This window comes from Rouxiella silvae (assembly GCF_002093625.1).
Classification (GTDB): domain Bacteria; phylum Pseudomonadota; class Gammaproteobacteria; order Enterobacterales; family Enterobacteriaceae; genus Rouxiella; species Rouxiella silvae.
Window position 1 is genome coordinate 25027 of the sequence record NZ_MRWD01000024.1, and the last position, 16685, is coordinate 41711.

Annotated in this window: 13 protein-coding genes and 1 pseudogene; 2 read left to right on the forward strand and 12 right to left on the reverse strand. The window is 52.5% G+C overall.

From position 1 onward, the window contains the following. The first annotated feature begins 105 nt into the window (after window positions 1-105). Window positions 106-654 carry a ribosome biogenesis factor YjgA gene (gene yjgA, locus BS639_RS11495; RefSeq protein WP_055774332.1) on the forward strand — a complete coding sequence of 183 codons (549 nt, stop codon included), beginning with the start codon at window positions 106-108 and terminating at the stop codon, window positions 652-654. 53 nt (window positions 655-707) lie between these two features. On the opposite strand, the gene BS639_RS11500 is transcribed toward yjgA, so the two are convergent. The 6 genes and pseudogenes from BS639_RS11500 to aaeX all read right to left on the reverse strand — a co-directional run bounded on the left by BS639_RS11500 (window position 708) and on the right by aaeX (window position 6301). Next, window positions 708-995, reverse strand: a complete 288-nt coding sequence (locus tag BS639_RS11500) for a barstar family protein (RefSeq protein ID WP_055774329.1) — start codon at window positions 993-995, stop codon at window positions 708-710. Between the two features lie 3 nt (window positions 996-998). Then, window positions 999-1388, reverse strand: a complete 390-nt coding sequence (locus BS639_RS11505; protein WP_226951056.1) for a ribonuclease domain-containing protein — start codon at window positions 1386-1388, stop codon at window positions 999-1001. Window positions 1389-1478: 90 nt separating this feature from the next. Then, a pseudogene (locus BS639_RS11510) lies at window positions 1479-2938 on the reverse strand (NAD-dependent succinate-semialdehyde dehydrogenase). A 249-nt stretch (window positions 2939-3187) separates the two neighbouring features. Then, entirely contained in the window at window positions 3188-5146 is a 1959-nt protein-coding gene (gene aaeB, locus BS639_RS11515) for a p-hydroxybenzoic acid efflux pump subunit AaeB (RefSeq protein ID WP_084983136.1), read from the reverse strand. A gap of 11 nt (window positions 5147-5157) precedes the next feature. Then, the gene (aaeA, locus tag BS639_RS11520) at window positions 5158-6090 is read right to left on the reverse strand and encodes a p-hydroxybenzoic acid efflux pump subunit AaeA (RefSeq protein ID WP_055774318.1); all 933 of its coding nucleotides are present in this window, start codon (window positions 6088-6090) and stop codon (window positions 5158-5160) included. 7 nt (window positions 6091-6097) lie between these two features. Beyond that, a complete protein-coding gene (gene aaeX, locus BS639_RS11525) occupies window positions 6098-6301 on the reverse strand; it encodes a p-hydroxybenzoic acid efflux pump operon protein AaeX (protein ID WP_055774314.1) in 204 nt (67 codons plus the stop codon). A 307-nt stretch (window positions 6302-6608) separates the two neighbouring features. Between aaeX and aaeR the strand changes: the two genes are divergently transcribed. After that, the gene (gene aaeR, locus BS639_RS11530) at window positions 6609-7541 is read left to right on the forward strand and encodes an HTH-type transcriptional activator AaeR (RefSeq protein ID WP_084983152.1); all 933 of its coding nucleotides are present in this window, start codon (window positions 6609-6611) and stop codon (window positions 7539-7541) included. 59 nt (window positions 7542-7600) lie between these two features. Here aaeR and tldD read toward each other — a convergent pair whose 3' ends face one another. From tldD to mreC, 6 genes are all read right to left on the reverse strand, one after another. Continuing rightward, window positions 7601-9046 (reverse strand): metalloprotease TldD, encoded by a 1446-nt coding sequence (gene tldD, locus BS639_RS11535; RefSeq protein WP_055775262.1) that lies wholly within the window; start codon window positions 9044-9046, stop codon window positions 7601-7603. 87 nt (window positions 9047-9133) lie between these two features. Beyond that, window positions 9134-12991: an AsmA2 domain-containing protein YhdP gene (gene yhdP, locus BS639_RS11540; RefSeq protein WP_084983137.1), complete on the reverse strand. Its 3858-nt coding sequence runs from the start codon at window positions 12989-12991 to the stop codon at window positions 9134-9136. 92 nt (window positions 12992-13083) lie between these two features. Continuing rightward, a complete protein-coding gene (rng, locus tag BS639_RS11545; protein ID WP_055774308.1) occupies window positions 13084-14553 on the reverse strand; it encodes a ribonuclease G in 1470 nt (489 codons plus the stop codon). Then, window positions 14543-15136 carry a Maf family protein gene (locus tag BS639_RS11550; RefSeq protein ID WP_084983138.1) on the reverse strand — a complete coding sequence of 198 codons (594 nt, stop codon included), beginning with the start codon at window positions 15134-15136 and terminating at the stop codon, window positions 14543-14545. Before BS639_RS11550 ends, rng begins: the two co-directional genes overlap by 11 nt. Window positions 15137-15143: 7 nt before the next feature. Next, window positions 15144-15632, reverse strand: a complete 489-nt coding sequence (mreD, locus tag BS639_RS11555; protein WP_084983139.1) for a rod shape-determining protein MreD — start codon at window positions 15630-15632, stop codon at window positions 15144-15146. Continuing rightward, the gene (mreC, locus tag BS639_RS11560) at window positions 15629-16639 is read right to left on the reverse strand and encodes a rod shape-determining protein MreC (protein ID WP_084983140.1); all 1011 of its coding nucleotides are present in this window, start codon (window positions 16637-16639) and stop codon (window positions 15629-15631) included. Before mreC ends, mreD begins: the two co-directional genes overlap by 4 nt. Between the last annotated feature and the right edge of the window lie 46 nt (window positions 16640-16685).

A 16685-nucleotide genomic window follows, 5' to 3' on the forward strand; every position in this document is an offset into this window, starting at 1 on the left:
CAGATTCTTCAGAGTCTAACAGAGACTTAGCACAATTTCGCATTCCGTCTGGGTCTTTTGGTGCCAACCGTGCGATAATGCGCCCAAGAATTTTAAGGATCCATAATGACTAAGAAAATAGAAGACTGGCTCGACGATGTTCCTGAAGAGAACAACGAAGAAGATGAAGAGATCATCTGGGTCAGCAAGAGTGAAATCAAACGTGATGCAGAAGCACTGAAAGATCTCGGTGCCGAGATGGTTGATCTGGGAAATAACTCCCTCGACAAGATCCCGCTCGATGAAGACTTGCGTGCTGCCATTAATCTCGCGCAGAAAATCAAGAAGGAAGGCCGCCGTCGCCAGATGCAGCTTATTGGTAAAATGCTGCGTTCACGCGACATTGAACCCATTCAGACTGCACTCGACAAACTGAAGAATCGCCATAACCAACAGGTTTCACTGTTCCACAAGCTTGAGGTTCTTCGCGACCGTCTGGTTGAAGAAGGTGATGACGCGGTGCCAGCGGTATTAGAACTTTATCCGCAGGCCGACCGTCAGCAGCTGCGTGCGCTGGTGCGTAACGCGCAGAAAGAAAAGGCGACAAACAAGCCACCAAAGGCTTATCGCCAGATTTTCCAGTACCTCCGCGAACTGGCCGAAGCTAAACAATAACCGTTGTTCTTGACGCTGTATCTTACTACAGCGTCAACAACGTGGTTCTTATGCTAAGCATTAGGCTTGGCTTTATCGAATACGTTAAACCGCAGCGCCCCCTCCAGCTCTTCTTCCGCCTCTTCGAACAGCAGTACCAACGCGCCAAAGCGTCTTTTTCGTCCGGCATTCAGGTTGATAAAATCAATTTCTACCGGCAGCGCAATACCACCGGTGACTTCATCCCACAGCGCATCCAGATTCGCGCCAAATTGTTCGTTGAGCGTAAATTGACGGGCAAAATCGGCATAAAAAGCCGCCAGGTCCGGGATATGATTAAAATCGAAGACCACTTTTTTCATTTTTTACTCCACCCGAACAACATTCTTGTAGTGATTACGGCTGACATAGATAAGGCCATCATTGGCGAACAGCACGCGATCGGCACCGCGACGTCCGCAGTGGTAGTTAATATCGGCCTCACGCCACACACGACCCGGCGCAGAGGGCAAGCTCTGCTCACGGTTGGAGAAACGGTCTCCGCCAATCGCTTTGCCTGGCAGCACCTGGCAAAGATTTCCGGCGCGAGCATCCCAACCGGCATCGCGCGCCTGTCTTTTAGTGACATAAAAATCAGGCAGGCGGTGATTCTGTCGCAGGTAACTGACCACATTATTTTCCGCCGTTAATGACTCAATATTCCCCTGCGCAGGGTGGAAAAAACTCATCTTCGCCACCGAACTGCCGCTGAGCATCAACAACAGTGCCGCCGCTAGCAAATTAATCCCGCTCCACCTCTTTACTGCTCTCATTGTCACCTACTTTTAGAATAGACAGATTTCAGCCTACAGATTGCCAAGATGCAGCGTTTTAACCTGCAAATACTCTTCCAGTCCCAGCACCGAACCTTCTCGGCCCAGACCAGACTCTTTCACGCCGCCAAAAGGCGCGACTTCGGTCGAAAGTGCGCACTCGTTGATGCCAATCATGCCGCTTTCAATCGCATCGGCCACGCGGAAAACGCGTTGCAGATTTTGGGTATAAAAATAAGCCGCCAGGCCAAACTCAGAATCATTGGCGCGCTTAACGACTTCTTCTTCGGTTTTAAAACGAAAACAGGCAGCCAGCGGGCCAAAAGTCTCTTCGGATGCCACTTTCATCGGGTCGCTCGCCTGAGCAATAACCGTCGGCTGGAAGAAATTGCCGCCCAACTTATGCCGCGACCCGCCGGTCAACAGCTTGCCACCGTGCTCTAAGGCATCTTTAACATGTTCTTCCACCTTTTCAAGCCCTTTAATGTTAATTAACGGACCAACGATGACGCCTTCCTCCATGCCGTTACCCACTTTGAGTTGGCTCACTTCATCGGCCAAACGTTTAACAAAGGTGTCATAGATGCCGTCCTGCACGTAAATGCGGTTAATCGACACGCAAACCTGCCCGGCGTTACGGAATTTACAGGCCAGCACACCGTCAATCGCGGCATCGATGTCGGCATCATCAAACACGATGTAGGGTGCATTCCCCCCAGCTCCATCGAGACTTTTTTCATGGTATCGGCACTGTTGCGTACCAGCGTTTTGCCGACTTCTGTTGAACCGGTAAACGAGATTTTTCTCACCGCGCTGCTGGCCATAATTGCGTCGCTGATAGCCGAAGTATCGCCCGCCACGCCGTTGATCACGCCATCCGGCACGCCCGCCTGCTTCGCCAGCTCGAGCAGTGCAAAGGCCGACAGTGGCGTATTATTCGCAGGCTTAATGAGCCCGGTGCAGCCCGCGGCCAACGCGGGCCCCAGTTTGCGAGTTAGCATTGCTAAAGGAAAATTCCACGGCGTAATGGCGGCCACTACGCCAACAGGTTCGCGGGTGGCAAGAATGCGTGACCCTGATTTTACCGGAGGGATAATTTCCCCGTTGGCGCGTTTAGCTTCTTCGCCAAACCACTGAAGGAAGCTGGCAGCATATTCCACTTCTCCCAGCGCTTCCTTCAACGGCTTACCCTGCTCAGCCACCATCAGCTCACCAAGGAACTGTTTGTTTTCAATCATTAACTCGTACCAGCGATGTAAAATTTCGGCGCGAGCCTTGCCGGTGGTTTTCCGCCATGCGGGAAAAGCTTCGCTGGCGGCTTTGATTGCTGCTTCGGTCTCCGCCTTTCCGGCACGAGAAACGCTGGCAACAACTTCGCCGGTAGCTGGATTTTCAACGTCAAAAGTTTCAGTAGTTTTCTTCCAGGAACCCGCCACAAAATAGCCTGTTTTAAAAAGTGGATGTTCTGAAAGTTTGTTTTGTTGAGTCGACATAACGATCCTTTTCCTGAGCGGGGTTCACCACGGTTTTCGGTGAAACATAAGTGATAATCAATGCCTAAGTATAGCCATTAATCACCCGTCCGCTGAGGTAGCCCAGCAGCCAACTGTGCTTTTCAGACTGCTTAACCCCAAGGTTTGATGCTGCCATTTCTACAAATTGGCAATAAAAAAAGGCTGGCGCGTTAATGCGTCAGCCTTTTTTTTTCTTATCGCTGGAGTTTTCTTATCGCTGGAATTCACTTACTGCAGGAAGGCCCGCTGGTAGTTGTGCAAAAGGTTACACAGGCGCCTGACAGGTTCGGTGACCTTCGGGGGTGCATCGTACTCCACCAGTTTTTGCTGATACTCCCCCATCTCTTTCAACAGGCGCTGATAGTAGTATTCGCGCTTGCCTTCGCGTTGGGAGGAAACTACCCGATCGGCAGTGTGGCGGATCTGCTTATGGAACGCTGAAAGCTCTTCGTTGACCGGCACTTCCGCCATTTTCAGGCGCTGATGGGCAATGATAAGCTGCAACGCCAGACGATATTTACCGATGTCATTCGGAAACAGCACCAGCAACTGGTTCAACTGATGGTAAAGCGCTGGCAGATGATTTTCACGTCGACGATAGGCCTTGGTGGTCAGCGCCGATACCGCACTGCTGACGAAACGGTTAAGCAGCGTACGTCCGGTTTTATCGCGTGATTTGTCGCGAATAAGCGAAAGCACGACCAAGGCAATCACACAGCCGATGGCTTGACCGGTCGCGTTATCAAGGAAGCTGGTCACGTCAAAGGTCATCGGGTTACTGAGCACCAGAATGTTAATACACCCCACCAGCAGGCCCAATACGCCTAAACGACGTTTTTGAACCTCGATCCCGATAACAAAGATAAAGATGCCGAGCGACAGACAGAGCAAGAATAAACTTTGCTGCGTCCACGGCAGAATAACCATGTAAAACAGGGAACCTATCGGGATAGCTGCCAGCATACCGACCATAAAGTCGACGGCCATCATGCGAGGATTCGGCGTGCGCATCGCCAAGGAAGTAATTACCGCAATAATGACGATACACCCAGCCCCTGAGGTCCAACCGGTCCACAGCCACAGCAAACAGCCAATGGCGCTTGAGACGAAGGTACGCAGGCCGTTAATCATGGCGTGATGCATTTCGGCCGAAGCGGGTTTCACCACCACCTCGCCGCTCAGCACATTGTTTTCGGTACTGCTAATGCTGCTGTTGGTGTGAATGCCTTTAATCATTAATAATGCGCGGCTACCGGAGCCAATCCACGAATAAAGTGGCAACGCAATGGTATCGGTTGGAATTGTGGCGGCAATCTGGCGCAGCTGCTTCATTCTTTTACGCACGTCCTGCAAATTTTCAACCGGCTCGTTGACCCGCTGTTTTATCCCTTCGGGCACCAGCTCCGGCGTGGTCTGCATAATAATGTACGTTTCGCAGGCTTGGGTGATCATGCCCAGCGAAATGCTGTGCAAAGCCTTAAGACGGCGATTAACGCGCTGCCAGCGGGAAGACTCCATCATCAGACTGCCGCGCATGGCGTTGATAGCAGTGCTGCTTTTCACCAGCGTGTTCCAGGCTTTATCCATCTCTTCTTTTTCAGCCTGATTCACGCTCAGCTTAATCAGCATGAACTGGTCGAGCATCAGTTGGTCTACCGCGCGGTCAATGTCTTTCTTGATTGAGCGTGGTGAGAAAATCAGGTCGGCAAAAATAGCGGCGCAAATACCTACCACAATTTCACTGCATCGTTCGACGGCAAACTGCGGGGCCTCAACCACATTAGAAGATGACAGCACCACAATGATAAGCGCCGTGTAGCCCGCCAGGCCAAAAGCGTAGGAGTTTTCTACCCGTACCACGGTCGACCACCAGGTACAGAAGCCGGCCCACAGGCAGCACACTAGCAGCATCAAAGCGGGGGCTCGAGCAAAGGTCATAATGATGGCAATCGCAGCAATACAGCCAATAAATGTGCCGATTACGCGCAAAATACCGCGGTGGCGGATAGCACCAGCAAAAGGTTCACCGCCCGCCACCAGAGCGGGACCGGCGGCCACGATGGCGGCAGTCATCGCCGACCAGCGTGGTGTTTCTAACTGAAGATAAAACCCGAAAACCAGCGCACCCAGGATGGCAAAGGTCAACTTGCAGGCGAATCGCATGCGGAGAAGTGTCTGGCTATTCATTTTATTTTCTCTTAACCAAACTCGCGCAGGCGATGCAGGAATTTAGTAAACCAAGAGCCGTGTTCTACGCGGTCATGCTCACCGGCGACCACAACGGTAGCCGTAGTCCCTGCCGGATACGGATGTTTTTCATCCATGTCGTCGAGGGTGATTTTAACCGGTACGCGCTGCGCCAGGCGCACCCACTCAAGGTTGCTGTCGATAGTTGCCAGGCCGTTGCTGGCGGCGGTGCTGCTGCTGTTCGTGACCGCGGCGGCTACGCTGTCAACCGTGCCGTGCAGAATGCGGTTGCTGCCCAGCGGGGTTATTTCGACCCGATCGCCGATGCGTACGCGCGCCAGTTTTGTTTCTTCCATGTAGGCGAGCACGTAGAAGGTATGCTCTTTCACCAGCGCCACAGTGGTTTCACCGCGGGTAATAAAGTCACCAGGGTGAACGGTGAGGTTGGTTATCCAGCCGTCAGCCGGGGCCACCACGACGGTGCGTTGCAGATCAAGCGCGGCGGCATTAGCCGTTGCCTTGGCTTTTGCCAACTGATGAAGAGTGGTTTGCAAATCACTGGTCGCCTGCTCGATGGCCTCAATAGACATCGCCTGAGTGCCCAGTTTTACGCGGCGGTTGGCCTCGCGTTTTTTCTCGTCTGCCAGCGCCTGATAGTAGGCTACGTCGGCATTAGCCTGATCTAAGGCTACCTGATAGCGAGGTTGGTCAATTTTGAACAACACGTCACCTTTAGCCACCAACTGGTTATCGTGGACCGGCACATCGGTCACTAGGCCGGCTACGTCCGGAGCAATCGCCACAACGTCAGCGGTGAATTTTGCATCACGCGTCCAAGGGGATTCCGTATAAAAGACCCAGGCACGGAAAATCGCGATGGCGGCCAGGACCACAATGATAAACGTTATTGCATAACGTATTATTTTTATTGATAAGTTTTTCACGACAGCCTCAGACGAAAGCGCAGGATATTAGATAGAAGAGACAGCAATACAAAGCCGTATTAAATAATGCCGGATGCCAGACAAAATCATAGATCCCAGTAGGCGTCAAAATCCGGCGCAGTATAAAAAACACCAGCAACGCCAACAGTATTTCGAAAAAAACCGGGGGAAACGACAATCCGAAAATCACCATTACCGGAAGCAAACTCATGGATATTTCCTTAGACTCATACCACAAAGGTAAAAACGCACAGCAGCCCTCATATTATTTATTAATTTTAACATTACCGCGCGTTTCTGATTCAGAATTTTCAACAATACCGGCACACTTCAAGAGATGACTCTTTAAAGCATGTACAGAAAAGTAGCGTTGGATTGCCAGAAAAGTCGGCGGAGGTAAGATAATGGGTTTCACTGCATCCGAACTTGAGGCTTTTATCTGGACAAGTATATTAGCCTGCTTATTATCAAGTTATCAACATTCTGTGATCACAATCACTTTTAAGCTGAGCTTAACAATGGACCGATTAAAACGCATGTCGATTTTTGCTCAGGTGGTTGAAAGCGGCTCGTATACCGCCGCTGCCGTACGCCTCCACATGAGCGTTTCCGCTATCAGCCAAAGCATTAGCAAGCTTGAAAATGAATTACAAATCAAGCTATTGAACAGAAGCACACGCAGCATTGGTCTGACGGAGGCCGGTAAGATTTACTATCAGGGCTGTAACAAAATGCTGCATAACGTGCGCGAAGTGCACGAGCAATTATACGCTTTTAATAACACGCCAACCGGTACATTACGCATCGGTAGCTCCTCCACAATGGCACAAAATGTTCTTGCTGCCATGACCGCCGAGATGCTGAGTGAGTATCCGGGGCTTACGGTGAATCTGGTTACCGGTATTCCGGCACCGGATTTAATTTCCGACGGCCTGGATATTGTGATCCGCGTCGGCAAGTTGCAGGATTCAAGCCTGTTCTCCAAGCATCTTGGATCGATGCCCATGGTGGTGTGTGCGGCAAAAAGCTATTTGATTCAGCACGGCAGGCCTGAAGCACCAGCAGACATGGTTAACTTCTCATGGTTGGAATATAGCGTGCGTCCTGACAGTGATTTCGACCTAATTTCCCCCGAAGGCCACGCGATACGCATACATCCACAGGGCCGTTTTGTCACCAATGATTCGCAAACCATGATCCGCTGGCTAAAATCTGGCGTCGGTATCGCCTATATCCCGTTAATGTGGATCATTGATGAGATTAACAGAGGGGAAGTCGAGATTCTGTTTGGCAACTATCAGTCAGAGCCGCGCCCGGTGTATGCATTGCACACTGAAAAAGACAAACTGCCGCTGAAGGTGCAAGTGTGTATTAATTATCTGACGGATTATTTCAAAGAAGTGAGTAAGGTTTACCGGCAGCATCGCAAAAGTGAACCGGGCGCAAAATAGCGCCCGGCGGAAATCTCTCTGTCAGCCAATTAACCCAGCCCTTAACGTCGTAGGCTATTTTAAGCGGTGCCGCCGACAGTCAGGTTGTCCAGTTTCAACGTTGGCTGACCTACACCAACCGGCACGCTTTGGCCTTCTTTACCACAGACCCCTACGCCCTTGTCGAGTGCCAGATCGTTACCGACCATTGAAATCTGCTGCATGGCTTCAATCCCAGAGCCTATTAGCGTTGCGCCCTTCACCGCCTTGGTGATGCGGCCTTTCTCAATGAGATAGGCTTCAGAGGTTGAGAACACAAATTTACCCGAGGTGATATCGACCTGACCGCCGCCAAAATTGGGCGCATACAGGCCGTATTCCACGCTGCTGATAATATCTTCCGGCGTAGACTTGCCACCGAGCATGTAGGTATTGGTCATGCGCGGCATCGGCAGGTGTGCATAAGACTCACGGCGACCGTTACCCGTTGGCGCGACGCCCATCAGGCGCGCGTTGAGCTTATCCTGCATGTACCCCTTCAATATACCGTTTTCTATCAGTACGTTGTACTGTCCCGGCACGCCTTCATCGTCGACCGAAATAGAACCACGACGGCCCTGCATCGTGCCATCGTCAACCACAGTGCACAGCTCGGAGGCCACCAGCTTGCCCATCTGACCGCTAAAGACCGAGGTGCCACGGCGGTTAAAATCACCTTCAAGTCCGTGCCCCACAGCCTCATGCAACAGAACACCTGGCCAACCTGCACCCAGAACAACCGGCATGGTGCCAGCCGGTGCGGCAACCGCTGTCAGATTAACCAACGCCATACGCACCGCTTCACGGGCATAGTTATCGGCAATAACCTCACCGTCGGCGGTTTCAAGGAAGTATTCATAGCCAAAACGACCGCCGCCACCGCTTGCGCCGCGCTCACGACGACCATCTTGCTCAACCAGCACGCTAACGGACAGACGCACCAGCGGGCGAATATCGGCCGCCAGTGTCCCGTCGGTTGCCGCAACCAGCACGCTTTCATAAACGCCGCTGATGCTGGCAGACACTTCCTGCACACGGCTGTCGGCAGCGCGAGCGACTTTGTCTACGCGATGCAGCAGGGCAATTTTCTCTTCACGCGGCATGCTTTGCAGCGGGTCAGCCAACGTATAGAGCGCAGCATGATTGATTGCGCCCAAGGTATGGACTTTACCATTGCCCTGATCGCGCACGATACTGCGAGCGGCCAATGCGCTTTGATTCAAGGCATTAAGGGTAATTTGGTCCGCGTAGGCAAAACCGGTTTTTTCACCGCTTACTGCGCGAACGCCAACGCCTTGATCGATATTGTACGAGCCGTCTTTGATAATGCTGTCTTCGATGACCCAGGCTTCGTGAAAACTGGACTGGAAAAAGAGATCGGCATAATCGAGACGGCGCTCAGCCAGCTGGCCTAATACCGAAAACAGGTCTTGTTGACTCAGGTTATTAGCGGTTAGTAACCGCTCACTGACTAGGGCCAGACTCATAATTTCTTCACTCTCTTTGGTCATGTAAAGTCAATGTACAGCCTACCACAGTGTGGACCCGGCCAACACCGTGAGGCAGAGCCGCGCTTATTTAGCCGCAGCGGCCTGAGCATCTTTAGCGGCTTTGGACTGCCGCAAAATTTCGTGGATCTTGGGTTGTTCGATGGTGCCGTCAATCTGATAGCGGATCAGAGAGATCTTGTTCCACAGCGGCGCCAGTGCCTTACTGGCGGCAAACACCGCCGCCCCCACAATCGGGTTGATAACAAAAGCAGTAGCAACCCCCACGGTGGCTGAAATTTCTGGTGCGACCACGGCTTCAAGATTCAGACGCTGAGTCACCAGATTAACATCACCATTAATGGCAATATCCGCCGCCAGGCCATCCACCAATAAATCGTTGGTATGTATTACGCCGTCTTTAATCCAGGCCGTCGACTTGATCGAATCAAAGTAGAAGCCCTGCCCAAACGTATCCCTGAAATCGAGTTGAAGCTTGCGCAATAGTGCGTCGAAGCTCACCAGACGCAGCAGTTGCCCCGCACGACCGCCGCCCATATCCATGATTTCACCCTTGCCGAAGTCGGTTTTCAGGGTGCCGTTCAAGGTTTTCACGTCTGGCTTCCAGGGTGCATCTTTCCAGTGTAAATCGAAATCGACTTTGAAAGGGGCTTCTTTCAGCGGCGTAGTCACCCCAAGGAACGACGTTGCGCGGTCGATATTCTTGCCGCTGAGCGTGCCTTTCAGGGCGGTGCTGTCAGTGTTTTTTGCGTCCTGCTTCCAGTCGCCCTGCACGTCAAGGCGACCTTCTCCGGTATCAATCAGGCCATTGCGCAGGGTCAACGTATTGCCCTGCGGCGCCAGGTCGGCGTTAACCTTGCGCAGGCTTTGTCCCATGAACCAGCAGGCTTCACAGCGCACATTCAGCGCAGGCCAGTTGGCAAAAGAAACGTGGCTGCCGAATGGGCTTTGACTGCCCGCGTTGCCGTTTGCGGTTGTGCTCGGCGTTGACCACTGCGGATTAAAGTAAAGATAGCGCAGATTCGCCAGCCACGGACCTTGGTTGTTCATGTCCAGCGAGCCGTCGATCTCTTTGCCCTTAGCTTTGATATGCATGCCGTCGTCGTTTTGAGTCGAGGTCAACATTAAATCGTTCCACCCCTGTCCCGCTAAGGTAAGACGCGGCGTGGTAACGGTAATTTGATGCGGGAACCCGAAGCCAACCATTTTGCTATTTTCAGTCTGCGTCGCCTTGTCCGGGGAAAGCAAGCCCAGCCAACTTTCTCCATCCAGCGCAGGCAGATGCAGCGTGAGGCTGCTGCTGTCGGGGAGTGCGGGCATTTTAGAGGCATTGGCTTCCCACGACGCGCGGTCAAGAGTGAGCTGTTTACCCAGCAGCCAGCGGCTGTTAAAACGGTCTTTCCCCGCCAACACGCCATTGAGGGTGAAGCTTCGCAAATCGCCCTGCACGTTGACCACCAACGGCAGCGAGCGGCCTGGGGTTTTATTCAACGGATTAGGTAAGTGACTGCTTACATTCTTCAGATCCGCCTCGGTGACTGCCTTGTAGGTCGGCGTACCTTTATGTGGCAGCAGAATATCTACCGCACTTTTCCAATTGGCGCTGCCGCCAATTCTTGCCGCAATCTCTTTTGGTAGGCCAGGCAGTTTTGCAGGCTGCCAGTTACCGTTCAATCCGACATTAATTTCATAATTATCAGGTTGTTCGAACGTTTTAAAGTTAATATTAACCGGCTGACCAAACCAGTTGGCCGTCAACGCATTGCTTTCAAGATTGCCATTATCAAAGCTGAACTGGCCGTTAAGGTTCTGAATCTTGCTTTCAAGCGGCTTGATGAACAGGCTGTTATTTTTAAGATTTACCCCCCCAGTGGCGCGAACCAGCTGTCCGTTCAAGGGGATATCAAGATGTAAGCGCCCACTAACGCTTCCGCCAATTTGCAGCTGCTGCAATGCCGCACCTAAAGAATCATCCAGCGGTGTCTGCATGAAATAGCTGCCAATGTCGCTACCTTGTCCAACAATGTCGGCATCAATAAACAGTTTTTCTTTCAGATAATCGGGAATATTGGCCACGACATTGTTACCCGATGCTTTACCAAGCTGGGTATGGGCTGCTTTCATAAACAGGCCATCGTTAAGGAAATCGAGATCGATATCCAGATTGGTCAACGCAGGCCATTCAGGCTGGAACTGGAAGGTAGAATTGCGCAGCGGAACCCATACCTCAAACTGCCCTTCATTGTGCTTGAAAGGGAAGTCGTGCGGGTTACCATTAAAGCTCAATGTGGCGTTATCAACCTGACCGGCTTGAATTGCCGAACTGAGGTAATCAACCAAATGTTTGCCCATCAGCGTTTCAGGGAAGTAGCGCCACGCCTGTCCCCCGTCATATACCCGAATACCGGACAAAATCTTTAGCCACGGCTGGGCGTCTTTTTCAGCGGGCTGAACATAGCTAAACCCGCCGGTCGCCCACAGTCCCTTGGCTTTAACGTCGACGTTTTTAGACCACAGCGACCAGCCTTCATTATTGTTGGTCCAGTCGAAAACGCCGCTAGCCTGGCTGATTTCAAACGGCGCACGGAACATTTCGCCGTAAGGCAGCAGGCTGTCTTGTAAGTTGACACTGAGCTGCCCGCGAGGCACGCTGCCCTGCAGACTGCCGCTGAAATGATTAACGCCCGGCAGCAGCTCCCAGCGTTGCCAGCCCACGTCGTGCCATTTCATGTTAAAACGTGTCTGATCCGGCTGTTTAAGGGGAATATCCAGCGCCAACTGGTCAATCATGCCGGTCGGCTTAAGGTCTTTCCAACGCTCAAGCAGCGCTGGCGTCAGGAATGAAATGGTCGGGATAAGCGGCCCAATTCTTTCAAGCTGAATATTCGTGCCGCGCAGACGCAGCTCTTCAAGCGGGTTAGGCCCTAAAAATTGGCTATTGGTCGTGATGCCGTTTTCCGGCAGATAAAGCGCGGTAAGTGTGCCTTTTGGCCACGCCTGACCGTCAGTTTTCAAATTTAGCTGCGGGGTACCCATCTGCCAACCGTTGCCCTGACGATTGCCGTGCAGGCTAAGATTATCGACATCAAGTCGATGCGATTGCTCGTCAGTATGCCAAACCGCTTCGCCTTTCTTGACTTGAATATCGCCAGCAAAAACCTGCCCATCGCGTACGGTAAGCCAGGCCGCCAGGCTAAAATTAGCACTTTCAAGGCCGGTATTGCTGCGCAGCCAGCGGCTAAACCACGGCTTCATGTCGATATCGTCAGCCTGGAGGTAGATTTTACCTTCATTAAGCAGGCCGTCATTGTCGTTTAAGTCCATGCGCAGTTGAACCACGCCGTGTTGGCCGTTGAAACTCGATAATCCCAGCTGCCCTTCGGCGCGGTGGCGGTTAGTCGAGTTCAGCCAGGTCATTTGCTGAATATCAAACTCGGCGCGCGGTCCCGAAGGGGTAAGGAAGGTGATGCGGCTATTGCGCAAGTCAAAATGGTCGACCTGCTTGAGGAAAATATCGCTGATACGATTCGCACCAATAGGGCTACCGTGATTGTCGCCACCGCCTATGGTTGAATTCAAATCAAGCTGTAGATTGTAGAAAGTCAGATCGCGGAACTGCCAGCGCAGATGCAGCAGCGACTGCCATACGTCCAGCGCCAGCGTGATGCGTTCAACCTTCCACGAAGAGTCCGGCAGGGTAATTGCCAGATTTTTGACCTCCAGCGTCGGGCCAAAGGTTTTCCAACTGCCCTCGACCTGAGAAAGGCTGACGGGCACACCGGTCATGGACGAGATTTTGTCGACAATTGGCTGCTGAAAGCGATTAAGCTGAGGCAGCGCCAGGCGTAATCCACTGATCGCCAACGCGACGATAACAACAATCGTCGCGCAGCTGGTTAGCAGTATCCCGGGCAGTCGCCTCACACTTATCTCCTTGTCTTGCATTGCGTACCCTGGCTTTCAATACCTTCGATTTCAATGAATATGGCCGCAACTTTTCAGCCAAAAAATGCAATTTACATCATCACTACGTCAAACTGCTCTTGGCTATACAGAGGCTCAATTTGAACTTTTACCTGTTTGCCCACAAAGATTTCTACTTCTGCCAGTGCGTGAGACTCTTCGCCTTTCAGGGCCTCTCCCACCGCGACGGAGGCATAAACCAGGAATCTGTCGGCGTCATAGGCGTGATGCACGCGAACGATTTCACGCAAAATTTCATAGCACACTGTCTCGACGGTTTTCACCGTGCCGCGCGCGTGGCAGGTTGGACAATCGCTGCACAGCACATGCTCCACGCTTTCACGGGTTCGTTTACGGGTCATTTCGACCAAACCCAGTGCCGAAAATCCGTGGATCCCGGTTTTAACGCGATCCTTGGACAACGCCTGTTCTAAAGAGTGCAGAACGCGGCGACGGTGCTCATCATTAGACATATCAATGAAGTCGATGATGATGATGCCGCCCAGATTACGCAGCCGAAGCTGACGTGCAATCGCTTGGGTGGCTTCGGTATTGGTATTGAAGATGGTTTCTTCAAGATTGCGATGGCCCACAAACGCACCGGTGTTGATGTCGATAGTGGTCATGGCTTCGGTCTGATCGATAATCAGATACCCACCGGACTTAAGCTCGACTTTTCGTTCAAGCGCGCGCTGTATTTCATTTTCAACGTCGTAGAGGTCAAAAATCGGCTGCTTGCCGCTGTAGTGCTCGAGCTTGTCGGTCAACTCCGGCATGTATTCACCGGTGAACTCGGTCAGTAGCTCATAGGTCAGACGTGAATCAACGCGGATGCGGTTCAATTCCTGGCCGGTAAAGTCGCGCAGCACGCGGTGCGCCAAGGCCAGTTCACCATAAAGTTTACACTTGGTGATATTGCGGCGCTTGCGCTCCATCACCTTGGTCCACAGGCGCTTGAGGTAAGCAGCGTCCTGAGAAAGCTCTTCTTCACCCACGCCCTCAGCGGCGGTGCGGATAATATAGCCACCCTGCTCGTCGCAGTAGGCGGAAACGATGCGTTTAAGGCGGTCGCGCTCGGCTTCACTCTCAATACGCTGCGACACGCCAACGTGGGCAGCGCCCGGCATGAAAACCAGATAGCGAGAGGGCAAAGTGATGTCGGTAGTCAGGCGTGCGCCTTTGGTGCCCAGCGGATCTTTCACCACCTGAACCATCAAATCTTGGCCCTGATGAACCAACTCGACGATATCGCGGACGTTGAATTTTTTTTGCTCATCGCGCGCCACGCACTCAGTGTGAGGCATGATGTCGGAAGCATGAAGAAAGGCCGCTTTTTCGAGACCAATATCAACAAAAGCAGCCTGCATACCGGGCAGAACACGGCTCACGCGACCTTTGTAAATATTGCCTGCAATCCCGCGCTTAGCCTCGCGCTCGATGTGGATCTCTTGCAGGATCCCGCCGTCAATGTAAGCTACCCGAGTTTCTGATGGGGTCACATTGACCAGTAATTCAGCCGTCATGCTTTCTCCTAAGAACGCGTAATGCAACAAAATTACTGTACAGTTCTTGGGTCTCGACCAGAGGAAGCCCAACGACTGCATAGTAACTGCCGCGAATCTCACGGACGAAACATCCGCCCTTTCCTTGAATACCGTATGCCCCGGCTTTATCCATGGGCTCACCGCTGGAAATATAGTGCTGAATATCCTCAGAGGATAGCGTTCTGAAGGTGACATCGGTCACAACCATCGCCGTAAGATGCCTCTCGGCATCGGCAAAGGCGATAGCGGTCATCACCTGATGCTGACGTCCTGACAGTGCCGCCAGCATTTCAGCAGCCTGCTGAATATCGACGGGTTTTTCCAGAACGCGTCCGTCAAGCACCACAATAGTGTCTGCGCCCAATACCGGCAAGTCCTGAGGCGCCACAGCCACCCCGGCTTTGGCTTTATCCAGCGCCAAACGCTGAACGTAAACTTCAGGGGTTTCACCGGACTGACGCTCTTCAGCCACCTCAGTCGTTAGTCGCTCGAAGGGCAATTCCAATACCGTTAACAACTCACGACGACGCGGCGAACCTGATGCGAGATAAAGTAAAGTCATAAAGCCCTTATTGTACTGCAAACTGACGGCGGATTTTACGCATCAGCAGGAACAGCCAAGGCCAAAGTACGCCGTCAACCACGCTGCTCCAGAAAATCTGCGGTCTGAAAGAGACGTTAACCACCAAAAATTCGGCCCAGAAGATAATCACGTTTACCGCCATCGACAGCAACATCACGATCAGCGCCTGCTGCCATAATGCCATATTGCGGAACAGCTGAAACTTGAAGGCCACCAGATACGCGGTGATGGCCAGTGCCAGTGCGCGAACGCCCAGCGTTGAACCCAACACTAGGTCCATCATAAAGCCCACCAGAAAGCCGGTGCCAACGTTAACCCGATGCGGCAGCGCCATCACCCAATAAATCAGGATAAGCATCAACCATGATGGGCGGAACATATACAGTTGGTCAGGCCACGGCATTACCTGCAATAACATCGCTATGATAAAGGATAGCCAAATAATCCAGCGTCCGTGGCTCCGATAGCCGTTCATCGTCTACCACCGTGCGTCGTTACAGCCGCTGCAACGGGTGCAGTTACCGTACCGGTTGCCGGTGCAGGCACTGGCGCGGGCGGCCCCATCTCATTAGCCGGTGGCAATACCTGCGGCATCATCTGCATCAGACGCTCGTTGGCAATGCGGTGTACTTCTTCCGGTGACATTGGTTTATCACCGTTGCGATCGGCACCCCACAGCAGGAGCAGGTAGCGCAGACGCTGCAGGCCAGCAGTTGGACGCGCCTGAATCACCGTATACGCACGCTGATTGTCGACTTTAACCGATGACACCACCGCAACCGGGTACCCTTCAGGGAAACGGCCGCCCAATCCTGAGGTCACCAGCACATCGCCCACGCGAATATCGGTATTGGCCGGTAAATGTTCGAGCTGAAGATCGTCGGCACAGCCGCTGCCGGCGGCAATAACGCGAATGTCGTTGCGCAGAACCTGAATCGGAATAGCGTGCGATGCATCACAGATAAGCAATATGCGGCTGGTTACGGCGGCGACGGCAATGACCTGACCGACAACGCCTTTGTCACTGATAACCGGCTGGCCAACGTAAACACCTGCGTTGCTACCTTTATCGATAACCACCTGATCGCTATAAGGATCATTGCTGGTCGATAGAACCTGCGCCACCATTTTGTGTTCATCCTGACGCAGCGGTGAGCCCAGCAGTTCACGCAGACGGGCGTTCTCCTGCTTAAATTGACCCAACAGCAGCAGATCGCTGTTTTTCAGCAGCAGTTCTTGACGCAGGGCACGGTTTTCGAGTTCAAGCTGTTGGCGAGTTGCCAGCGTTTGGGAGACGTTATCCAGAAATTCTCTTGGCGCATTGGACAAGAAGTAGAAAGGGCTGACGGCAGTATCCATGTAGGTGCGGATCTGGACGAAGGTACCTACCTTACTGTCGGCAAAAATCAGGACGATGGCCGTGAGAATAGCCAAAAAAAGTCGCAACTGCAGAGACGGACCTCTGCTAAAAATAGGCTTCATAAAATATGCGAGTTCCTCGGCAACGGGAAATTTCAGCCGATCTGAG

Excerpts from the sequence above, each read along its gene's own strand:
- yjgA (WP_055774332.1), top strand. The coding sequence starts at position 106 with ATGACTAAGAAAATAGAAGACTGGCTCGACGATGTTCCTGAAGAGAAC.
- BS639_RS11500 (WP_055774329.1), bottom strand. The coding sequence starts at position 995 with ATGAAAAAAGTGGTCTTCGATTTTAATCATATCCCGGACCTGGCGGCT.
- BS639_RS11505 (WP_226951056.1), bottom strand. The coding sequence starts at position 1,388 with ATGCTCAGCGGCAGTTCGGTGGCGAAGATGAGTTTTTTCCACCCTGCG.
- aaeB (WP_084983136.1), bottom strand. The coding sequence starts at position 5,146 with ATGAATAGCCAGACACTTCTCCGCATGCGATTCGCCTGCAAGTTGACC.
- aaeX (WP_055774314.1), bottom strand. The coding sequence starts at position 6,301 with ATGAGTTTGCTTCCGGTAATGGTGATTTTCGGATTGTCGTTTCCCCCG.
- aaeR (WP_084983152.1), top strand. The coding sequence starts at position 6,609 with ATGGACCGATTAAAACGCATGTCGATTTTTGCTCAGGTGGTTGAAAGC.
- tldD (WP_055775262.1), bottom strand. The coding sequence starts at position 9,046 with ATGAGTCTGGCCCTAGTCAGTGAGCGGTTACTAACCGCTAATAACCTG.
- rng (WP_055774308.1), bottom strand. The coding sequence starts at position 14,553 with ATGACGGCTGAATTACTGGTCAATGTGACCCCATCAGAAACTCGGGTA.
- BS639_RS11550 (WP_084983138.1), bottom strand. The coding sequence starts at position 15,136 with ATGACTTTACTTTATCTCGCATCAGGTTCGCCGCGTCGTCGTGAGTTG.
- mreD (WP_084983139.1), bottom strand. The coding sequence starts at position 15,632 with ATGAACGGCTATCGGAGCCACGGACGCTGGATTATTTGGCTATCCTTT.
- mreC (WP_084983140.1), bottom strand. The coding sequence starts at position 16,639 with ATGAAGCCTATTTTTAGCAGAGGTCCGTCTCTGCAGTTGCGACTTTTT.